Origin of the sequence: Ereboglobus luteus (assembly GCF_003096195.1) — a bacterium.
Taxonomy (GTDB): Bacteria; Verrucomicrobiota; Verrucomicrobiia; order Opitutales; family Opitutaceae; genus Ereboglobus; species Ereboglobus luteus.
This window is the reverse complement of sequence record NZ_CP023004.1, coordinates 2,167,778-2,186,434: the sequence shown is the minus strand read 5'-3', so window position 1 is coordinate 2,186,434 and position 18,657 is coordinate 2,167,778. Positions and strand designations below refer to the sequence as shown.

The following is an 18,657-nucleotide window of genomic DNA, read 5'->3' as shown; positions in this document are numbered from 1 at the left end:
ACAAATAATACTGTTGTGCCAATGGACAATTTAACAACTGAACTACCGGGCACTCCTATTCGGAATAGGCGGTGTGTTTTGGGTTTCCCTCAACACAAGTGCGGCATCGGTTTCCTTGAGCGTGAATCGGACTGCGACGACGTAGTTGCCCTCGTCGCCTTCGGTGTATTTGGCGTAGGTGGTCGCCACGAGGGTGCCGTCGGGCAGCACTTCAAGCCCGGGGTAACCGCAGTCGTCCATGAGGCGGCCGGAGAAAATTTTTCCGCGCCGGTGGTTGTGGATGAGTTTCACGCGATAGCCGGCTTCGCGGACGTTGACGATGTCGTCGTAGGAGCCGACCCACGCGACGAAGTGATTGTTGCTGGGGCTGGTTTTGCGGCCCACGTCGCGGAAGACGACAACGAGGCGGCCGTCGGGCGTGTATTTGGCCTTGTGGCGGTCGCCCCAGAGCGCCTTGGGAAGTGTTCGCTCCTTCGACCACGTGCGGCCTTCGTCGTCGCTGGTCATGAAAAGCGACTCGTGCTTCGCATCCTCGCGGATGAGGCAGAGAAGTTGTTTGCCGTCGGGCGAGCGGACAATCTCCGGTTCGCAAAGACGGAGGCCGGGAATGTCGCGAACAATTTCAAGCGGCGACCATGTAAGGCCGCCGTCGGTGGAGAAACTTTGCGCGAGAACGTTGGAATATTTCTCCCTGGTCTCTCCGGGGCGGCGGATATTGGTCATGGCGAGGAGCCGCTTGCCGCCGTCAACCGGCTTCACGTCTGTGAAGGGCATGACGGAGGGAACGATGCCGTCGCCGGCGGGCTGCATGGGCGACCATGTTTTGCCGTCGTCCTCGGAATAGGCGCGGCGCATGACGCCGTTTTCCTGCGCAAAGACGACAAGGCGCGCCTTGCCGCGCGGATCGACGAGCCGGTAGATGGAGGGGCAGTTTTTTGTGCTCTTCCAGTTTTCGGGAACCGGGAGCAGGCCGCTCCATGTGAGACCGCCGTCGTCGCTGCGCTTCATGGGGCCGCAGGGTCCGCCGTGGTTGATGGTCCACACGCAGTATATTGTTTTTCCGTCAGGCAGCAGGACGGTGGTCGGGTGCCCCTGATAGACTTCCGTCGTTCCACGGGCGATTGTAACATGCCGTGCGGCGGCCTCGGCGGGGCCGGAAAGGTCAACGGTGGGCAGCGGGAAATTCTCCGTTGGGGGAATGACAGCGGCCTTTGCCAATGGAACAAAAATAAAAAGGAGCGCGACGATGAGAAAACGACAGGGCATGTGATGGTGGAGTTATTTAGTTTGTTGGGAATTTCACGCGAGACCTCAAGGCCTCGGGATGTAATGATGCCGACAATGATATAAATCATCCGACATGGCGTGGTGCGACTGATGGCTTTCGATGCGGCGGGACAATCCCGCTGATCAAACGACGCAAAGTTACAACACTACAATGTCACGCTTCCAACAATGCTCCAGTGGCACCCACTGGATACCTGATGATGGGGCTCAGTTCAAGACAGACAGAGTCAAGCACCTCACGCACACCGAAAGAGTCCCGTCAGCGAACATTACATTTGCAGCCCCGGCACTAATGCTCGACAAGAAATGCGATGCGGCGCTGTAAGAATCGCCCATGTTGATCGTTGTCAGCCGCACTATGGATACCCAATCGGGCGCACTCCCATCGTCACCGCGGATGCAAAACGCCGAGTAAACAGGACATTCCCGATGGTAACCGCAAATGCCGCGTAGTGACGATGAAACACCTCTAACATGGCGAACACCACCTCGCGTAAAGAATAGTTTGAAAAAGAAAATTTCACTCTCGTCAACCGCGTCGTCTGTGATGCGTGTAGCGTTTACCGATACTTCGCCGGGACGAATTGTGCTGCCATGCACGGCTCAAGGATCGCCGAAATTGCGCAACCGCCCCGTATCACCGGAAATACAGTCCCATGGGCTGGAGATCGTCGCCTTCGTTGCGTTTGCGACGCGCCACCGGAAAATCTACGCTGTCATCGTGCACGAAAACATCTCTGGCGCGGAACGCGGATCCGCGCGGATGGCCAATAAGCCGGCAAGCGGAAAAAACCAACAGGACGGAATCCCCAACGCCAAGGCGAAAATGGCGGGGACTGGAACGCGCGTTTATTCCGCAAATTAACCAACAAGGGCGGCGCGTCCGGTATGTCCGACGCCGCCGGTTGGTGTTGGTTGGTTGTCAAAAAAGCTTAGCGGAGCTCCTTGATGATGGGGGTGAGCGTCATGTTGCGATAGCTGGCGTTGGTGTGGTCGCCTTGGAGGTAGATGGGACCAGGGACAAATTCGTCGGCGGTGATGGCTCCGCCGGTGACGCCGAGGACGGGCTGGTTGTCGATGATTGTGACGCCGTTGAGGACGACGGTGACGTGCCGGTCGGCGAGGATGACGTCAACGGTCTGCCACTCGTTCGCGGGTTTTTCGGCATTGGTCGAGGGGGCGTGGCGGCCATAGAGGGAGCCCATGGTTTGGTGCGCGTTTTCCTGTCGGCTGTTGCTCATCTGAATCTCGTAGATGCCGCGAAGATAGGCGCCGCTGTTGCTGTTGGCGGGGAGGCTGACCTCGAAGGCGAGGCGGAAGTCCTTGAAGGATTTGTCGGTCGTGCTGAGGTTGGCGCCGCGCTTTTTCGAGCCGTCGGGGAAAACGACGGTGTTGGTGAGGACGCCGTTTTTGAGGGTCCAGCCATTGTAGGCCTTGGGATTCATGGATTCCCAGTTGGAGAGGTCGTCGCGGATGAGTTTGACCGGGGCGCCGTATTTGAGCTTGGAGAGATCGGGCGCGGGCGGGAGATCGGGAATGCGGGTGGCGGTGAAGGTGGCGGGACGTCCGACGGGTTTGCCGTTTTCGTTGAGCGTTTGGATTTCAAAGGCGAGGGCGCCACCGGCGGTTTGCCGGGCGGTGAGGAGGTCGGTGCGGTCGAGCTTGGCACCGTTTTTCCCCGTGTGCTTGTAGGCGCGGCGAAGTTCGACTGCATCGTTTTTGAGGGCGACGGCGACTGGCCGCGGGTGCCCGCTGCCCCAGAGGAGAAGGGCGGTGAGCTTATCGTTTTCCCGTGAGAAACCGAGCCAGCCGGCGCGGTCGTTGGGAAGCGTGAAGGCCCAGCGGGAGTTTTCCAAGGAAGCGGCAAAGGCGGGCGATTTCAGGGTGGTTTCACCGGCGGGGCGGGCTCCGAGGGAGGAGAAGCCTGCGAGCGAAAACACGAGGGATGCTAGGATGAGGATCGTTTTTTTCATGATGAGTTGGTTGTTAAAAATGAAATAGGTCTTACACTATTTTCGGGAATTATGAGCGGATAGCCCGCATATTTCACCCCAAAAAAACGTGAAAAGACAAAACGCTTCTGTCCGCCAATCCGCCGCAACCGTTGGGCTTCGGACTCCAGCACAAGCGTGTTTTGGATTTAGCGGAGGATTTCCACCGAGGAGACTTTTAGCATGAGGGTGAGCTGGGTGGGATTGGCCACGTTGGAGGGCTGGATTGTGAGCTGGTCGAGGCCGATGTAGGGGGTGCGTTTTTTAATCTCCTCGTAAAACTTCACCACCGTGGCGTAGTCCGTGTTGCGAACCGTTATCTGGGCGCTGTTCACCGAGAATTGCGCGGTTTTTTCCGTGCGCGCGTCACTGATGGTCTTGTTCGTGATGCCGACGGCGGTGGCAATGGTGTCGAGCTCGGCTTGCAGGCGCACAGTGTCGTAGGTGCGCGAGGGGTCGAGTTGGCGGATGGCGGCGTTGGCGCGGGCTTGGATCGATTCGCGCGCGTCGAGCGTCATTTGCTGCACTTTGAGCGTGAGGCTCGTGCTTTTGAAATCGCGGATGAAGGTCGTGGTGCGTCCGATGGCGGCGGTCAGCCACCAGAGCGCGGCGACAAGGACGAGTCCGACGAGGAGAACTTTTTCGCGTGTTTGGCGGCTCAGGAAAAAGGCTTTCATTGGTTGGGCTCCTCCTCGGCGGTTTCATTGGCGGGGGGCGGCGCGGGTTGAGGAATGTTGATTTTTTGACCGGGCTGGAGGTTGCGCGGATTGGCCAATCCGGGGTTGGCGGCAATGATGTCGCGCGGGGAAACGCCGGCTTGCCTGGCGATGCGCGCGAGGGTGTCGCCTGTGACAATGGTGTGCTCGGTGGTTTGTGGCGCGGGTTGTCCGTTGGCGGGAGGGACGGCGTCGGGGGATGGCGCGTCGGATTGGCCGGGAGTAAGCTGTTGCTGGATTTGGTCGTGGATGCTGGGTGCGGCGGGTTGCGGAGCGCCGGACTGGGGCGCGGCATTCTCGGCGGCGGTCTCGCTGGCGGCGTCAGTTTTTGGGGTTGCGGTGTTCTTTGGTTGCGGAGGGGGAATGTCCTCGGCGGCGATCACGGTGCCGGGTTTGAAGGTGATGAGCATCGTGAAGGTGGTGGAGCCGTCGCGGGTGGCGGGGTTGTTGATGTCGAGTTTTTCGATGGCGGGCAGGGAAACGAGGGAAGTGCGGAAGGAGTTGAAGTCGGCGGCGCGGTTGGTGCGGGCCTGGATTTCAATACTGTTGAGGCTGCGTGTGATGACGCGGGTGAAAACGATCGTGTCGGGGAGCGCGGGGCGGAGCAGGTCGATCATCTCAAAGGGAAGCAGGCGCTTGTTGGAGAGATCCTCGATGCGAGTGGCGAGGGTGTTGGCGCGGTCGATTTCGGCGACGTAGGGAGCTTGCTCCTTTACTTGGTAGATTCGTTTTTCCTGCAAAAACTTTCCGCCTTTGAGCGCGATGTCGATGAGGGCGCAAAGGGCGAGGAGGCTGAGGCAGCCCAGGAAAGCGCGCCAGAGAAGGAGGTCGCGGCGGCGGGAGGCACGACGGGCGACGAGCTCGGCCTTGTCACGAACGTCGAGCATGTCGAGTTGCGCGGTGGTGAAGGTGGTGGAGCTTGGCGTGGTGCGGGTGTTTTTGGCGGGCGGGGTGGCGAAGACGAGGGCGTTGTCGGCGCGGGCGGGCGCCGGGACGGTGTCGAGCGCGGGGTATTCGTATTCGTGGAGATGGATTGTGCCGGGCGTGGCGCGCAGAAGCTCGTTGCGGAGGGCGGCGCGCGCGGCGTCCCTGTCCGATTCGGAGAGGGGCGGTTTGTCGTCGTCGGGCTCGGGGAGTGCGCGGGAAATAACGAGGGAGGGCACGCCGCTGTTGTCAGCCCAGTGGATCGCGGTAAGGCTGTCGGGGGTGGAGAGGATCGCGGTGGTTCCGGGGCTGGCGGCGGGATTCAGAAGAGTGGCGAATGCGGGGAGCACGGCATCGGCGGCGGACCAGGTTTCGACACTGGCCTGGCTGAAACGCTTGCGGTAGGCGGCGTAGATGAGTGCGTGCCGGGCGCCGGGCCGCCAATGGTAGCCGTAATACATCTGCGCAACGGGAAAGGGCGCGAGGGTTTCGAGGGCGAGTTCGACCTGGGTGGAAAGTTCCTCCGGCGTTTGATCCGCGGGCACGGGAATGGCGCGCACAAAAAACTGCGTGTCGGGCAGAAGCACGACATTGGGCGGGGGAGCTTTTAGAAACTTGAGGGCCATGTAAGAGTGCGGAATGCGGATTTTGGAATACGGAATGGCGCAATCCTCAGCGCGTGATGTTAGTTGTGAAAGTGTTTTGCCGTGTTGGCTAATAGAAAATTCATTCGGTTTCGGTTTCGCCGATGACGGGCGCGGGCGGGGGGACGAGGTCGTTTTCGCGGATTTCGAGGAAGGTGTATGGGTAGTTCAGGTTTTTTTGCGTGGTGCCGGCGGAGGCGTTGGCCCGGGTGGTGTTGGCGTTGTTAGACGTTCGCGAGGTGCCTTGGTTGCCGGGCGTGGTGTTATTGTTTGAGTTTGTGCCGCTGGTGGAGGTGGAGGCGGTGTTTTGCTGCGCCCACGCGGCGGGGAGTTTGGCGCCGCCCGTGCCGGGCATGGAAACGAGGGCGTTGAGCCGGTAGTTGGCCGGGCCTTGGCGGATGGTGATGATGACGCGAAGCGCGCTAATCGTGACGCCGAGCTGGCTGGCGGGAGTGCCGGCGCCGAGGAGGGTGTCGACCTCGTCCTTGCTGGCAAAATAGCCGCCGGTGCCGGCGAGGGTGCGGCCATCCTCACCCTGGAGGAAGTTGGAGAGTTTTTCGTCGAGCGAGGTGTCGAGATTGCCGAGCGCGCCGAGGATGTCGGGCGGGGCGGCGTTGATGTTGGGAGTTTGGAAATCGTAAAGGGAAAAGGTTTGAACGAAGCGGTGCCAGAGTTCGTTGGGGCGGCCGGTTTCGTCGTAAAAAATATCGCGCGCGAATTCGATGGAGGCGAGTTCGTCGAACGAGCGGAGCGTGCGCGCGGGCGGCGTGAACGGAAGGTCGCCGGTGTCGTAGTCCTCGGGCAGGGGCGCGCCCGCCGTGGCGGGGATGTAATCGGCGCGCATCCAACCGAGGAGCGCGTCGGTGAGTTTGGCCGCGGTGGTTTCGTCGAGCCCCCAGTAGGTGAAGAGCGAGGTGAGCGTGGTGGCGTTAACGTTGGGCAGGGAAAGTTTGCCGCTCTCATCCTCGAAGGCGACCTCGACGGTGTAATCGGGGTTGATGGGTTCGTAGCCGGCAAAGCCGAGCGGATCGGCCCAGCCCTCGGCGGGGCTGTGGAGCGAGCCGAGTGCGGCGCGAAAATCCTCAAGGACGGCGAGCGTGGTCTCCATCGCGGAATACGCCTCGACGCGCATGTTCGCCGCGTCGTTTGCGCGAACCTCGACGGCAAGGTCGTTGAACGCCTTCTCCATGAAGAGGGCGAGCGCGATCGATGCGAAGGCCATCATCACGAGAACAACGATGATGATCGAAGCGCGGCGGGAGCGGAGTTTGCGCGGGTGAAAGTTCATGGCTCGCTGCTTCGATAAACTTCAAAATCCCGAAACCCCAAAGGGCGAGCCCGCGCCTCGTCCGGCGGAGTGGAGACCGCCGATCCATTCGCAAGCGACACGCGAAGGCCGGAGTTTGTGTTTTGGGATTTGACCATTGGGATTTGGTGGTTTGCTGGAATTAAATATTGGAATTTTTATAGCATCGGAAGTCCTTGCGGAGGCGCGCCGGGAATGTCGATTACGGTTTCGAGTGTGCGGCCCGAGTAGGTGAAAGTGAGGCGGATGCGCTGCGGGAGGACGCCCTGGTTGGAGTTGTCCTTGCGAAGCACGGTTTCATTTTTCCATGTCTTGAGATCAATGTCGTAATAATCGTAGGTCATGCCGGTGACGAGCGGCGTGATGACGGTTTCGCGGGGGGCGTCGATGTCGAAGTTGGTTTCGAGCCGCGAATGCCAGAGGAGGATAAGCCCCTCGCCCTCGCGGCAGGCGAGCGAGCACACGACACTGGGAAGCGCGCGGTCGGGCCACACGCAAAGGCGGCTGCCGTTGGGAAGCTCGTAGGTGAGGTAGAGGTCGGAGTTGCCCGTCTGGTCGCGCACTTCCTGAATCGTCACGGGCGCGGCGGCGGTGTTCGAGGCGTTGGCTTGCGCGCCCGCGGTGCCGCCGGTGGGAGGGAGCGCGGCGGAGGCGAGTTCGCTTTCGAGAAAACGGGTGACGTTGCGGGAGTGCAGGTCGAACAGGCGCACGTCGGAGTTGCGCCCCCAGAGTTCGCCCATCGAAAAAATAAGCGTGGTGGAGGCGACAATCACCATCGACACAATCGCCACCGCGATGAGGACTTCGATCAGTGTGAATGCGGAATGCGGAGCGCAAGCGCGAAGGCGGGATGTGCGGCGGAGGTTCATCGTTTCGGCGCGCCTCCCCCGCCGGTGTTTCCGCCGGCGCGGCTTCCTTGTTTATTGCCACCGCCACCGCCGGATTTGGTGCCGCCGCCGGACTTGCCGCCGCCACTGCCGCCACTTGAGGAGCTGGAGGAGCCGAATCCGGAAAGGGGCGAGGGCTGCTGGTCTTGAACAATGCGGTCGCGCGCCTCGGCCCGGAGCGTGGCGGCGTCGGGCGAAAAACCGGAGGTCGTCGACCAGGTGGGCCGGAGCAAACGAAACACCTCGGTGATGGTCTCCTCTTTTTCGTCGGGTGTGTTTCCGGCGCTCAACTCGCAAGTGAAGGTGACGTGGAAAAGGTTCGCGGTGTTCGTGGCCTCGATGACGGCGGACCATTTTACCTGGCGGCCGGTCGCGCCCTCGAACGAGTCGCCTTTTTGCGCGGTTTCAAAATCGGCCTCGGCGAGGAGCATGTTGCGCGCGAAGCGGAGGTCGAGGTTGCGCTTGGGATTCGCGGCGGCGGCTTCGTAGGCGTAGAGCACGTTCATGTAGGCGCCGACAAGCATGACGCCCATCATCGCGCAGATCGCGAGCGCGACGAGCACCTCGACAATCGTGAACGCGCGGCGGCGCTGGCGCGATGCGCGGCAGGTCATCGCGCGTCCTCCTTTTGCGCGAGCATTTGCGCGCACGTCCACGGGTCGATGGCGAGCGTGTGCGCGGTGGTGCCGATGCGGAATTGCGCGCGAAAGGGCGTGCAGGTGCCGTCGCCGTAAAATGTCACATGCGCGATGGTCTGCGTTTCGATGAGTTCGCCGCCGACGAGGATCGAGCTGGCGCCTTTTTGCGTGGTGAGAAAATCGCACGTCACCTCGCCCATGCCCTCGAACGGGAAAAACTCCGCGCCGTCGTCGGCCCACGTGGCGGAAAGCCCGGCGGGCGTGTCGGAGCCCTCGCCTGTGACGGCGGGGACGTAGGCGAGGCGGACTTCCCTGCCGCTCATGAGCGCCTGCTTGCGCGCGGCGGTGACGGCGACCCAAAACACCTCGTCGGGCGTCGTGGGTTTGTCGTTGGTAAGGTGAGAGCCGCCGATGATGAGCACGGCCGTCATCATTCCGATGAGAGCAAGCGCAAGCAGGATTTCCAAAAGCGTAAACGCATCATGCCGCCCGCGCCCGTGGCGCGGAAAACCCCGGATGCCCACTCCCAATTTCCAAGGCGAGCGGGCGCGGAGGGGATGATTGTGCGTGGACGACCTCACCAAGATTGAGCGTGTGCGAGGCGCGGTTGCGGGAGGGGTTGTTACTGGCCCGTGGTGGCGGAGCCTGTTGCCCAGTTGCCAATGTCGTCGGCGGTGCCGCTTTGCTTGTCGGGGCCGTTTGACCAGACGTCGTAGCCGGTTTTGTTGCGAGTGCCGGGATAATTGTATTGGTAGGCGACGCCCCAGGGGTCGAGAAGGGTGGATTTGTCGCCGTCGAGATAAGGGCCGCGCCAACGCTCGGCCTTGTCGGCGGGAGCGATGATGAGCGCCTGAAGCCCCTCGGCGGTTGAGGGGAAATCGCCCATGTGCATGCGGTAGGACTGAAGGGGAACCTTGAGACTGCTGGAAACAAACATCTTGGCCACGTCCTCCTTGGCCCCGCCAAAGATGTTGTCGAAATTGGCGACCGCGAGGCCGATGATCATGCCGGCGATGGCGAGCACGACGAGAATTTCGAGAAGCGTGAACGCGCGCGCGGTCGTGTGGAGAAACCGGCGGGCGGTGTGGCGGATGAGGGCTTTTGCATGATGTGTGTGTTTTGGTGAGCGTGTTTGGTTGGGAATGAAGACGAACGCCCGGCGGGAGGCGTTTCAAAAAATGAGGCGTGCATGTTGTTATGTTGGCGGGCGCTTGTCGAGAGCGGGCGCGCACCGGCTCATCGTCCGCCATTGCGCATCTGGAGCTTGCTCGGGGGACGCCGTGCACGGAGCGAAAGACCCGCGAGAAATGCAGCGCGTCTGTGAACCCTACACGCTGGGCGGCCTCCTTGACGAGCACGCCGCCGTCTACAAGCAGTTCGGCGGCGATGTTCATTTTTCGGCGCAACAAATATTGATAGGGGCTGATTCCCTGATGCTGGCGAAAGAGGCGGCACAGGCTCGAAACCTCCAGGCGCGCACTGTCCGCGACCTCGGCGAGCGTGGTGATGCGTTCCGCCTGTCCGTCGATGATCGCCTTGCAGCGCTGGAAGCGTTCGAGCGTGCGAGTATTGTGCGCTGTCGGGTTTCGCGCGGCGCGGCGCCGGGCGGGCAAGAGCAATCCGGCGGTCTTGAGACAGAGGAGTTCAAAAAGGACGTTGCATATTTGGGGAGCGCGCGGGCCGGGACGCCGGCCTTCGCGGATCAGGTCCTCAAGTATGCTGCGGATTTCGCCCTGGGCGGTGAGCGCGCGCGCGCGATTCGCGCCCAGTCCGGCACGGCGCAAACGCGCGAGCGCGGCGCGTTCCGAAATGCAAAGAAAATATTTCACCAGCGGACGCTCCGGATCGGTGCGCATCACGCAGCGGGTTGTTTTTTCGCAAACAAAAACGTTGCCCGCGGCAATCTCGTGCGCGGAGCCTCCGCCGAAACGCACCCACCCCGCGCCCTCGACGATAAACTCGACCACGTGATAGGCAAAGCGCGCGCGGTCGATCAGGTAGTCGGCGTTGCACTGCTCAAACCCGCCCATCGCGATCGCGTTGCCGGAGCGCCGCCGGCCGGGATCGAGAAAAAAGTAACGGGAACCCGCGCCGGAGACTTGCGGGGAAAGCAGCTCGTCCGCGGCGGGGCGCGAAGTCTTGGGGACGGATGGCATGGCAGGGAGCAAAGGTGACGCATCCATTCGGTTCAATCACAAATGCGCCAATTTTATCCATGCCGTTGTTCGTTATCTCCATTAGAATAACCTGCCAATCGCGCCGATTTTTTGCCAATTTTGTCTATCCTTTTTAATTAACCCTCATTGATTCCCATGAAAAAGAAACCCGCCTCAAAAATGAAAACCGTCCTCCTCGTCGCCTCCGGCGATCTTCGCCAGTCCGCCAACGAAACCTGCTGGCCCGCGCAGGCCGCGATGGAAAAGCAGCTCACCGCATGCCTCGCCAAGCTCGGCTACAAACTCATCCGCGCGCATCCCTACAAACCCGCACTCAAGCACGGATTCATCGCCTCGCAAAAGGAGGGCATGGAAATTTTCGCCAGGCTCAACCCGGAGATGCCGCTCATCGTCGCCGAGTCGGTCTGGCAGTATTCGCATCACGTGCTGCCGGGGCTCATTTCGCACCAGGGGCCGATTCTCACCGTCGCCAATTGGTCCGGCCAGTGGCCCGGCCTCGTCGGCATGCTCAACCTCAACGGCGGCCTCACCAAGGCCGGCAAAAAATATTCCACGCTCTGGAGCGAAAACTTCGACGACGAGTATTTCCTCTCGCATCTCAAGGAGTGGCTCGCGACCGGCGTCACCAAGCACAAGACCTCGCATGTCAAGGCGCTCGCCAAGTGCGCCGTGCCATCGAAGGCGAAGGCTGTTGCGAAAAAAATCGCCGCCGATCTGCGCACGCGCAAATCGATCATGGGCGTGTTCGACGAGGGCTGCATGGGCATGTATAACGCGATCATTCCCGACGAGCTGCTTTTCTCCACCGGCGTTTACAAGGAGCGCCTCTCGCAATCCGCCCTCTACTACGGCGCGACGCAGGTGAGCGACGCCGAGGCGCGCGAGGTGTTTAATTGGTATAAGAAAAAAGGCTTCACGTTCCACTTCGGCTCCGACGAGGAAAACGAGCTCACCGAGAGCCAGGTCATCTGGCAGTGCAAAATGTATATCGCCGCGTGCCGCATCGCCGACGAGTTCGGCTGCGAAGCCATCGGCATCCAATACCAGCAGGGATTGAAGGACTTGATTCCCGCGTCCGATCTCGTCGAGGGCACGCTGAACAGCTCCGACCGTCCGCCGGTGAAAAACGCCGCGGGCAAGGTCATTCGCGCCGGCGAGCCGATTCCGCATTTCAACGAAGTTGACGAGTGCGCCGGTTTCGACGGCCTCATCACGAACCGCGTCCACAAGGCGCTCGGCCAGCCCGTCGAAAACACGCTGCACGATCTTCGCTGGGGCGACTGGGACAAGAGCGGCACGGTCAAGGATTACGTGTGGGTGTATCTCATCTCCGGAGGCGCGCCCGCGGAGCACCACATCGGCGGCTGGGCGGGCAGCGACGGCTGGCGCCAGAGCAAATGGTATTTCCGCCTTGGCGGCTCGACGCTGCGCGGCATTGCCAAGCCGGGCGAAATCGTCTGGAGCCGCGTGTTTGTTGAAAACGGAAAACTCAAAATGGACCTCGGCCGCGCGAAAGTCGTCGAGCTTCCCGCCGAGGAAACGCAGCGCCGCTGGGACGCCACCTCAAACGTGTGGCCGATCATGCACGCCGTGACCTACGGTGTGACGCGCGACCAAATGATGGCCCGCCACAAGGCCAACCACATCCAAGTCGCCTACGCAAAATCCGCGAAGGACGCCGACATGGCGATGTATGCCAAAGCCGCGCTCGCCGCCGAACTCGGCATTGAAGTCAGCCTCTGCGGCACCAAGGCCAACGGAAAGGCGTTTTGATACGTAGAAATGTATAACAGTATATAATACAGTAAAACGGACGCATGAAAATGCGTCCGTTTTTGCAGGCGCGCGCGTTGCGCGAGGAACGGAAAGGGTGTAATTGCGATTGGTGGCAGTTTGGAGGAATACGCGGCGAAGCGGAATCATTTTGGAGTGCGGTGGCAGAGGGAGCGCAAGCGACCGGCGGCACCGCTTTGAATAGCGTAAGATTTTCACCGGGCGCAAATCGCCCAAGGCGGTGTCGCCGCTTCGCTTTGTCACCATTCGCAATTACACCCGAACGAAAAGATAAAGAATCGCGCCGCTCGACACGCGCCGTTGATCTGCTTCACTTTCGCGAAACACAAACACATGAGCACACCGGCATTTCGTTCGCGCTACGTTTTGGCGCTTCTTTTGATGTTTATCGCCGTCACGGTAAGGTCGGGCATTGGCGCGCATTATCCGCAGGATTGGATTCTTGAAAACGGACTCGTTTTTATACTGATCGTTTTGTTCGTGGTGTTTCGCCGGCGGTTTTTATCCATCTTTTCGCTCACCAGCTGGACGGTGCTTTTTGTGTTTTTCTGCATCAACGCAATCGGCGCGCACTGGACTTACTCCGAGGTGCCCTACCGCGAATGGTGGGCGTCGATCACCGGCGCTCCCCTGCCCCACGATGGCGTTTGGCCCGGACGCAACCACTTCGACCGCATGGTGCATTTTCTTTACGGGCTTCTGTTTCTTGTTCCCATCCGCGAATTCATGACGGCGGTTTCGCCCATCAAGCGCGGCTTTTGGAGCTACTTCGTGCCGCTTAATCTTATCATGTCCACCTCAATGGTTTACGAACTCATCGAGTGGGCCGCGGCCGAGGTTTTCGGCGGCGAACTCGGCCTCGCCTACAACGGCTCCCAAGGCGACATCTGGGACGCGCAGAAAGACATGATGCTGGCCACTTTGGGCGGGCTGATTGTCACACTTGTCATTCTGGTCGCAAACAGGCGCAATCAATCTGCCAAAAACTAAATTGGCATTTTTTTAAGCCGCATTAGGACGTGTATCAAAAGGCGAGATAAACTTTGACCGGATGTAGACAATTTGCGCCGCCTTCGCGTCAGTGTTAGTTGGAGCGCAGCGTCCCTTTAAAGCCGGATTTCTTGAGCGCGTTGTTCATTTCCATTTCCTGCGGAGGCGTAACATTGTCATTTCCCGGCGGAATTGAGGTGTTTTTGAAAAAGTTCAACTGCTCCGGTGTCAGAAAACCCATGGCCGCATCATACACTGCGTCCCAATCCTGATCCGTGCCCGTCGCCGCCATCCTTACCGTATCTCCATTCTGAAACAATGTGTTCGCATTCGCTATCGCACCGGCAAGAAGCGACGCCTGCGCCAAGCTCAACGGCATATCCGCCAACGACAGCATGCCTCCAAAATTACCCACGTAATCCCATGCCGGACGCTGGCGTTCGTAGAGCGAAAACTTTTCGTATAAATCCGCGCCGAGCATCTCTTGCACCGCCGCCGCAAGCTCCGCGTCGGCATCGGCCTTCGCGATTCGCACATCATCGACCGAACCGCCTGCCTGATTGTCGGAGGCAGCTTTGTCGTGGCGCAACCGCCTTTGGAAAAGCGCCTCCGCCAAAGCACCGGTTTGCTCTTTCGTGAGATGTTGCAGGCGGTAAAACGGACCGTAATGCCTGTCCACGTCCGATCGCAACGCCGCATAGTATTTAAGGCCGAACTCGCGGTCGTTCAGTATATGCTCTTCAAGCGCCTTGCGTTTCTCCTGCTGGTAGGCGTGCGTTTCTGAAATGCCTCGCGGCCCTTTTGCCCGCCCCGTGCCTTTTAGCGCGTTTGCCATCGCGTCGGTTTGCTGCGATGCCGGTTTGGAGCTGTTGATTTGCGCCTTCAGTTCGACATTTTTTTCAAGCACGGCGGCCAGCGCTTTTTTATTCGTTTCTTCCGCAGCAAACCGCTGCATGAGTCCAACAGCGGTCGCAACCAGTGCCATAACCACGGTCACAGTCAGCAAAATGTTGATCGGGGCTCTCATTTTTTGATGGGTTTCGAAATCGTTACCGTCCTGGTTTCATCGTAATCGTTGCGCCACTTTTGTGATGTCTGTTTCCAAACATACCGGTCTCCAACCGACATAAGCGCGTGCATTTGCGCGGGCGATAAAGTTGACCCGGCCTGTTCCATAAATGCGTTCCAACGTGCCTGTGGATCAGTAATACCGGCATGGTTCTTTTCCAAATCGATGGCGATTTTTTCGAGACTCCGCGCCTGTTCGGACGTCAGGGGATCGTCGGTGAAATACAATGCATTGCTTAATCCGATGATATTATAATCCGCGCCGGCATTTTCGAGAGCGAGCAGCTCGCCGAATTTTTCATACCCCGCCTCGCCCAGCAAATCGCGCATCTCCTGTTCACGTTTTGAACGCGGTTTCCAGTTGCCGAATCTGAGCAACACCTCGCCATATCCCGACACGACGTCGCCAAAACTGGTCACAGGCCCGCGTATGATTCCAGCCAGCCGCGCGCTTTGCCCGGGTGACAAATTCATCTCATGTGCAACGCGAAACGCATATCTCGCCCCCATGGCGTTTGTCCACGCCCGCATCTTTTCCTTCAGTTCCGGATGGGCGTCCACAAATGCCTCCCCGGCGGCTATCCGGTCTTCTCTGGAAGCGGATGCGGACGGCGTGACACTCGCGGCGTTTAGCTTTTCCAATTCGCGCAACTGCGCCGCCAGATTGGCGTTTTCCCGCGTCGCACGCGCCAGCGCCTCCGACGCGGCGCGGTCGTCTTGCGCACCATAATAAAAGCCGCCCGCGGCAAGCAAAAGCGCCACGATGGCTGCGGTTGTTATTTTTGTTGAACTCATAAAAGCCAAAAGCACGCCCGTCCCCGCAACAGTCGCGGCGCTCGTTCCCGCCGTCGCCCGCGCGCCCGCCAACACGATCGACGACAGTCCCGCCGGAGCACCGTGCGCGGCCTCGGAGACCATCAACGCCCCCAGCGCCGCCGCGCCCGACGTCACGCCGCGCTTCGCAAACACACCACGCATTTTCTCGACGGCCCGCTCCACGCGTTTTCGGGCGGCCTCCTCGGACATTTTTAGTTTCGCGCCGATCTCCGCGAACGCCCTTCCCTCAAAATACCTCAGCAACACCGCCTCGCGCTCAATCTCGCGCAACCCGCCCAGCGCTTCGTCCAGTATGGGGCGCAGTTTCGCCGTCATATTATCACCTTCCCTTTCCGCGGCGCCGGCCGCCGTCGCACGGACCTCCTGCTCAATCGCGCTCATGCGGATGGCCTCCTGTTCGCGCGCGCTCCGGCGGCGAGCATCACGCATCGTCTGGCGCGACACGTTGCAAGTCGTCGTGTATAGCCAGCCCGCAAGCCGCTCGTGCACGGCAAGCTCCCCGGCCTTGGCGGCGACAATCGCGAACACCGCCTGAGTGACATCATGCGCCATGTGCGAGTCGCCACCGGCCATCCGCAGCGCCGTCCCATGCACAAAACCGATGCGCTGCTCCACGAATCCGGCAAAAGCCGCCTCGGAACGATTTTCAGCATAAGCGCGAAGTAATCCGGCGTCATCCATCATGTGTTGTTTACAATATAATGGCCGAATATGGTCAAACCGGACAACAATCCCAAAAAAACAACCCCACCAAGACGCTTGACGCCGCGGCTCCGCGCCTTTTACTACCTCGCCTTCACACAACTTCCAAGCGCCCGGATAAACCTCCGCGCCCTCTTACAACACTCAACGACCAACCCACTTTTCATCATGGCTAATCCGAAACGCAAACAATCCAAGCGTCGCAGCGCACTCCGTCGCTCCGCCAACGCCTTCAAGGCTCCGCAATACGCGACCGACCCGACCGACGGCACCGCGTTCCGCCCCCACCGCGTCAACCCGAACAACGGCATGTATCGCGGCCGTCAAGTCCTCAACGTCGAGGTCTGACCCGCGACTTTTCGCAACTCCATCCGCCTGCGATGGAAGCCGCAATTCCCACGGCAGCGCAAACTGTGCCGCCCATTGAGCGCGTCAACCGCATAGCCGTGGACGCGATGGGTGGTGACCTCGGCCCAGCCGAAGTCGTTGCCGCCGCAAAGCTCGCCCTGTCCGAGTTTCCCGACCTCTCGCCCGTCACCCTCGTCGGCGACGAGGCAATCGTGCGCAAACATGCCGCCGAGGCGGGCATTGAGAACCACCCCAAGCTCTCCTATTTCCACGCGTCGGAAGTCATCACCATGGACGACAAGCCCCTCGTCGTCCTGAAAAAGAAAAAAGACGCCTCGACCATTCGCGCCATCGAACTCGTCAAGCTCGGGGCCGCCCGCGCCGTCGTCAGTTGCGCCAACACCGGCTGCCTCGTCGGCGCGAGCATCATCAAGCTCCGCACGCTCAAGGGCGCGGATCGCGCCGCGCTCTCCGCCATCATCCCGCGCGACGGCGGCCACTTTGTCCTCATCGACGCCGGGGCCAACCCCGAGGCAAAACCCGAGCACCTCGTGCATAACGCCATCATGGGCTCGCACTTTTCGCGCCTCGAATTCGGCATCGAAAAACCGCGCGTCGGACTGCTCACCATCGGCACCGAGGAAGGCAAGGGCAACGCTCTCATCACACAAACCCACGAGGCGCTCAAACGCCTCGGCGACCTCATCAACTACGCCGGCCCCGTCGAAGGCTTCCAAATCTTCACGAACGGCGGCGAACACGGACAAGCCATCGACGTCGTCGTTTGCGACGGCTTTGTCGGCAACATCTGCCTCAAAAGCTGGGAATCACTCGCCAAATTTTTCACAACCGAACTCAAACGCAATCTCATGGCCAACCCCGTTCGCAAACTCGGGGCGCTCCTCGCCAAAGGCGCATTCGGAGAACTCCGCGAACGCGTGAAGCCCGAACGCTACGGCGGCGCGCCGCTCCTCGGCGTCAAGGGGGTTGTGGTCAAAGCTCACGGCTCGGCAAACCGCCAGGCCCTCAAAAATGCGATCTTCGATGCAAGCGAGATGATCAAAACCGACATCAACCAGCTCATCGAAAACGACATCGCGCGGGCGCAAGCCCTCATTGAAAACGCCGGCGAAGCCTGAGCGCGACGCGGCCGCGGTGCCATCACACCCCGAATGAGCGCGTCCGCGCCCAACAGCGAATTGTAACCCGTAAACCGTAAACTTTACCAACGCACTCTCTATGCCCGACGCCAACGCCTCCACCGCCGCCAGCGCCAACCAAACGCCCCTCGAGGCCGCCATCGCCCGCGGAGCCATCGCCATCCTCGGCACCGGCTCCTGCGCACCGGCAAACATCATCACCAACAACGAGCTCGCCCGCCGCGGCCTCAACACCACCGACGAGTGGATACGCACCCGCACCGGCATCTCATCCCGCCACGTCGCATCGGAAGGCGAGGCCACCTCCGACTTCGCCACCGTCGCCGGCCGCCGCGCCCTCACCGACGCCGGGCTCACCCCCGCCGACATCGACCTCGTGATCGTCGCCACCCTCACCCCCGACCTCCGCATGCCCGCCTGCGCCACCCTCGTGATGCAGAAACTCGGCATCAAAAACGGCACCCCCGGCTTCGACCTCAACGCCGCCTGCACCGGCTTCCTCTACGCCCTCGACACCGCCTGGGCCATGATCTCCAGCGGACGCTACAAACACGCCCTCATCATCGGCGCCGAGACAATTTCCTCCATCCTTGACTGGAAGGACCGCAACACCTGCGTGCTCTTCGGCGACGGCGCCGGCGCCGCAGTCCTCGGCAAAACCCGCGCCCGCCGCGCCACCTTCGCCGGCCTGCACTTTTCCCCGAAACGCGCCCACACCCTTCCCCCCGAAATCCTCGGCGTGCGCCTCTACTGCACCCCCGACACCGAACTCCTCCGCATCCCCGTCGGCGGCTCGCTGCGCCCCCTCACCCCGGAAAACCACGCCGAGCGCCAGCACTACATCCAGATGCACGGCAAGGAAGTCTTCAAAATCGCCGTCCGTGAAATGGAGCGCGCCGCGCGCGAAATTTTGGAACAACACAACCTGGGCACCGATCAAATCTCCCTTGTCATTCCGCACCAGGCGAACCACCGCATCATCGATGCCATCGCCAGAAATCTCAACTACACCCGCGACCGCGTTTACGTGAACCTCGACCGCTACGGCAACACCTCCGCCGCCTCCATCCCCATCGCGCTCGACGAGGCGCGCCGCTCCGGACGCATCCACCCAGGTGACCTGACACTTTTTCTCGCATTCGGAGCGGGCTTGACCTATGGCTCCGCTCTTGTTCGCTGGTAATCAAC

17 protein-coding genes and 1 pseudogene are annotated in these 18,657 nt (G+C 60.8%); 6 read left to right on the top strand and 12 right to left on the bottom strand.

The features are described 5' to 3' along the window. Window positions 1–42: 42 nt before the first annotated feature. Entirely contained in the window at window positions 43–1,266 is a 1,224-nt protein-coding gene (locus tag CKA38_RS08295; protein ID WP_108825048.1) for a sialidase family protein, read from the bottom strand. A 526-nt stretch (window positions 1,267–1,792) separates the two neighbouring features. Between CKA38_RS08295 and CKA38_RS08290 the strand changes: the two genes are divergently transcribed. Further along, entirely contained in the window at window positions 1,793–2,152 is a 360-nt protein-coding gene (locus tag CKA38_RS08290) for a hypothetical protein (RefSeq protein WP_152032740.1), read from the top strand. A gap of 67 nt (window positions 2,153–2,219) precedes the next feature. On the opposite strand, the gene CKA38_RS08285 is transcribed toward CKA38_RS08290, so the two are convergent. The 9 genes and pseudogenes from CKA38_RS08285 to CKA38_RS16965 form a co-directional block, all read right to left on the bottom strand. Beyond that, window positions 2,220–3,260 carry a 3-keto-disaccharide hydrolase gene (locus tag CKA38_RS08285; protein WP_108825046.1) on the bottom strand — a complete coding sequence of 347 codons (1,041 nt, stop codon included), beginning with the start codon at window positions 3,258–3,260 and terminating at the stop codon, window positions 2,220–2,222. A gap of 167 nt (window positions 3,261–3,427) precedes the next feature. Beyond that, window positions 3,428–3,955 (bottom strand): hypothetical protein, encoded by a 528-nt coding sequence (locus CKA38_RS08280; RefSeq protein WP_108825045.1) that lies wholly within the window; start codon window positions 3,953–3,955, stop codon window positions 3,428–3,430. Continuing rightward, on the bottom strand, window positions 3,952–5,544 hold the full coding sequence (locus tag CKA38_RS08275; protein ID WP_108825044.1) for a LysM peptidoglycan-binding domain-containing protein: 1,593 nt from the start codon (window positions 5,542–5,544) through the stop codon (window positions 3,952–3,954). The genes CKA38_RS08280 and CKA38_RS08275 overlap by 4 nt, the downstream gene beginning before the upstream one ends. Window positions 5,545–5,644: 100 nt before the next feature. After that, window positions 5,645–6,850: a type II secretion system minor pseudopilin gene (locus CKA38_RS08270; protein WP_108825043.1), complete on the bottom strand. Its 1,206-nt coding sequence runs from the start codon at window positions 6,848–6,850 to the stop codon at window positions 5,645–5,647. A gap of 176 nt (window positions 6,851–7,026) precedes the next feature. Continuing rightward, window positions 7,027–7,737: a PilW family protein gene (locus CKA38_RS08265; RefSeq protein WP_108825042.1), complete on the bottom strand. Its 711-nt coding sequence runs from the start codon at window positions 7,735–7,737 to the stop codon at window positions 7,027–7,029. Continuing rightward, window positions 7,734–8,369, bottom strand: coding sequence for a type II secretion system protein (locus CKA38_RS08260; RefSeq protein ID WP_152032739.1), 636 nt, complete (start codon window positions 8,367–8,369; stop codon window positions 7,734–7,736). Before CKA38_RS08260 ends, CKA38_RS08265 begins: the two co-directional genes overlap by 4 nt. Beyond that, window positions 8,366–8,977 carry a prepilin-type N-terminal cleavage/methylation domain-containing protein gene (locus tag CKA38_RS15990; RefSeq protein ID WP_202864000.1) on the bottom strand — a complete coding sequence of 204 codons (612 nt, stop codon included), beginning with the start codon at window positions 8,975–8,977 and terminating at the stop codon, window positions 8,366–8,368. The genes CKA38_RS08260 and CKA38_RS15990 overlap by 4 nt, the downstream gene beginning before the upstream one ends. 38 nt (window positions 8,978–9,015) lie before the next feature. Further along, window positions 9,016–9,486: a type II secretion system major pseudopilin GspG gene (gene gspG / locus CKA38_RS15985; RefSeq protein WP_108825039.1), complete on the bottom strand. Its 471-nt coding sequence runs from the start codon at window positions 9,484–9,486 to the stop codon at window positions 9,016–9,018. A 241-nt stretch (window positions 9,487–9,727) separates the two neighbouring features. Next, window positions 9,728–10,249, bottom strand: a pseudogene (locus tag CKA38_RS16965) (helix-turn-helix domain-containing protein); the annotation flags it as partial. A gap of 456 nt (window positions 10,250–10,705) precedes the next feature. On the opposite strand from CKA38_RS16965, the gene CKA38_RS08240 reads away from it, so the two are divergent. Together CKA38_RS08240 and CKA38_RS08235 are read left to right on the top strand one after the other, a co-directional pair. Beyond that, window positions 10,706–12,343, top strand: a complete 1,638-nt coding sequence (locus tag CKA38_RS08240) for a fucose isomerase (protein ID WP_108825038.1) — start codon at window positions 10,706–10,708, stop codon at window positions 12,341–12,343. Between the two features lie 354 nt (window positions 12,344–12,697). Further along, window positions 12,698–13,354: a DUF2238 domain-containing protein gene (locus CKA38_RS08235; RefSeq protein ID WP_108825037.1), complete on the top strand. Its 657-nt coding sequence runs from the start codon at window positions 12,698–12,700 to the stop codon at window positions 13,352–13,354. 94 nt (window positions 13,355–13,448) lie between these two features. Here CKA38_RS08235 and CKA38_RS08230 read toward each other — a convergent pair whose 3' ends face one another. Both CKA38_RS08230 and CKA38_RS08225 read right to left on the bottom strand, forming a co-directional pair. Continuing rightward, window positions 13,449–14,381 (bottom strand): hypothetical protein, encoded by a 933-nt coding sequence (locus CKA38_RS08230; protein WP_152032737.1) that lies wholly within the window; start codon window positions 14,379–14,381, stop codon window positions 13,449–13,451. Beyond that, window positions 14,378–15,943 carry an RNA polymerase sigma factor gene (locus CKA38_RS08225; RefSeq protein ID WP_108825035.1) on the bottom strand — a complete coding sequence of 522 codons (1,566 nt, stop codon included), beginning with the start codon at window positions 15,941–15,943 and terminating at the stop codon, window positions 14,378–14,380. The genes CKA38_RS08230 and CKA38_RS08225 overlap by 4 nt, the downstream gene beginning before the upstream one ends. 186 nt (window positions 15,944–16,129) lie before the next feature. Here CKA38_RS08225 and rpmF point away from each other — a divergent pair, with 186 nt between their 5' ends. The 3 genes from rpmF (at window position 16,130) to CKA38_RS08210 (ending at window position 18,652) form a co-directional block, all read left to right on the top strand. Further along, window positions 16,130–16,309, top strand: coding sequence for a 50S ribosomal protein L32 (rpmF, locus tag CKA38_RS08220; protein ID WP_108826504.1), 180 nt, complete (start codon window positions 16,130–16,132; stop codon window positions 16,307–16,309). A 32-nt stretch (window positions 16,310–16,341) separates the two neighbouring features. After that, window positions 16,342–17,448, top strand: coding sequence for a phosphate acyltransferase PlsX (gene plsX / locus CKA38_RS08215; RefSeq protein ID WP_108825034.1), 1,107 nt, complete (start codon window positions 16,342–16,344; stop codon window positions 17,446–17,448). Between the two features lie 100 nt (window positions 17,449–17,548). After that, window positions 17,549–18,652: a beta-ketoacyl-ACP synthase III gene (locus CKA38_RS08210; RefSeq protein ID WP_192881128.1), complete on the top strand. Its 1,104-nt coding sequence runs from the start codon at window positions 17,549–17,551 to the stop codon at window positions 18,650–18,652. Window positions 18,653–18,657 lie beyond the last annotated feature (5 nt).

Excerpts from the sequence above, each read along its gene's own strand:
- CKA38_RS08295 (WP_108825048.1), bottom strand. The coding sequence starts at position 1,266 with ATGCCCTGTCGTTTTCTCATCGTCGCGCTCCTTTTTATTTTTGTTCCA.
- CKA38_RS08285 (WP_108825046.1), bottom strand. The coding sequence starts at position 3,260 with ATGAAAAAAACGATCCTCATCCTAGCATCCCTCGTGTTTTCGCTCGCA.
- CKA38_RS08280 (WP_108825045.1), bottom strand. The coding sequence starts at position 3,955 with ATGAAAGCCTTTTTCCTGAGCCGCCAAACACGCGAAAAAGTTCTCCTC.
- CKA38_RS08275 (WP_108825044.1), bottom strand. The coding sequence starts at position 5,544 with ATGGCCCTCAAGTTTCTAAAAGCTCCCCCGCCCAATGTCGTGCTTCTG.
- CKA38_RS08270 (WP_108825043.1), bottom strand. The coding sequence starts at position 6,850 with ATGAACTTTCACCCGCGCAAACTCCGCTCCCGCCGCGCTTCGATCATC.
- CKA38_RS08265 (WP_108825042.1), bottom strand. The coding sequence starts at position 7,737 with ATGAACCTCCGCCGCACATCCCGCCTTCGCGCTTGCGCTCCGCATTCC.
- CKA38_RS08260 (WP_152032739.1), bottom strand. The coding sequence starts at position 8,369 with ATGACCTGCCGCGCATCGCGCCAGCGCCGCCGCGCGTTCACGATTGTC.
- CKA38_RS08240 (WP_108825038.1), top strand. The coding sequence starts at position 10,706 with ATGAAAAAGAAACCCGCCTCAAAAATGAAAACCGTCCTCCTCGTCGCC.
- CKA38_RS08235 (WP_108825037.1), top strand. The coding sequence starts at position 12,698 with ATGAGCACACCGGCATTTCGTTCGCGCTACGTTTTGGCGCTTCTTTTG.
- CKA38_RS08230 (WP_152032737.1), bottom strand. The coding sequence starts at position 14,381 with ATGAGAGCCCCGATCAACATTTTGCTGACTGTGACCGTGGTTATGGCA.
- CKA38_RS08225 (WP_108825035.1), bottom strand. The coding sequence starts at position 15,943 with ATGATGGATGACGCCGGATTACTTCGCGCTTATGCTGAAAATCGTTCC.
- rpmF (WP_108826504.1), top strand. The coding sequence starts at position 16,130 with ATGGCTAATCCGAAACGCAAACAATCCAAGCGTCGCAGCGCACTCCGT.
- plsX (WP_108825034.1), top strand. The coding sequence starts at position 16,342 with ATGGAAGCCGCAATTCCCACGGCAGCGCAAACTGTGCCGCCCATTGAG.
- CKA38_RS08210 (WP_192881128.1), top strand. The coding sequence starts at position 17,549 with ATGCCCGACGCCAACGCCTCCACCGCCGCCAGCGCCAACCAAACGCCC.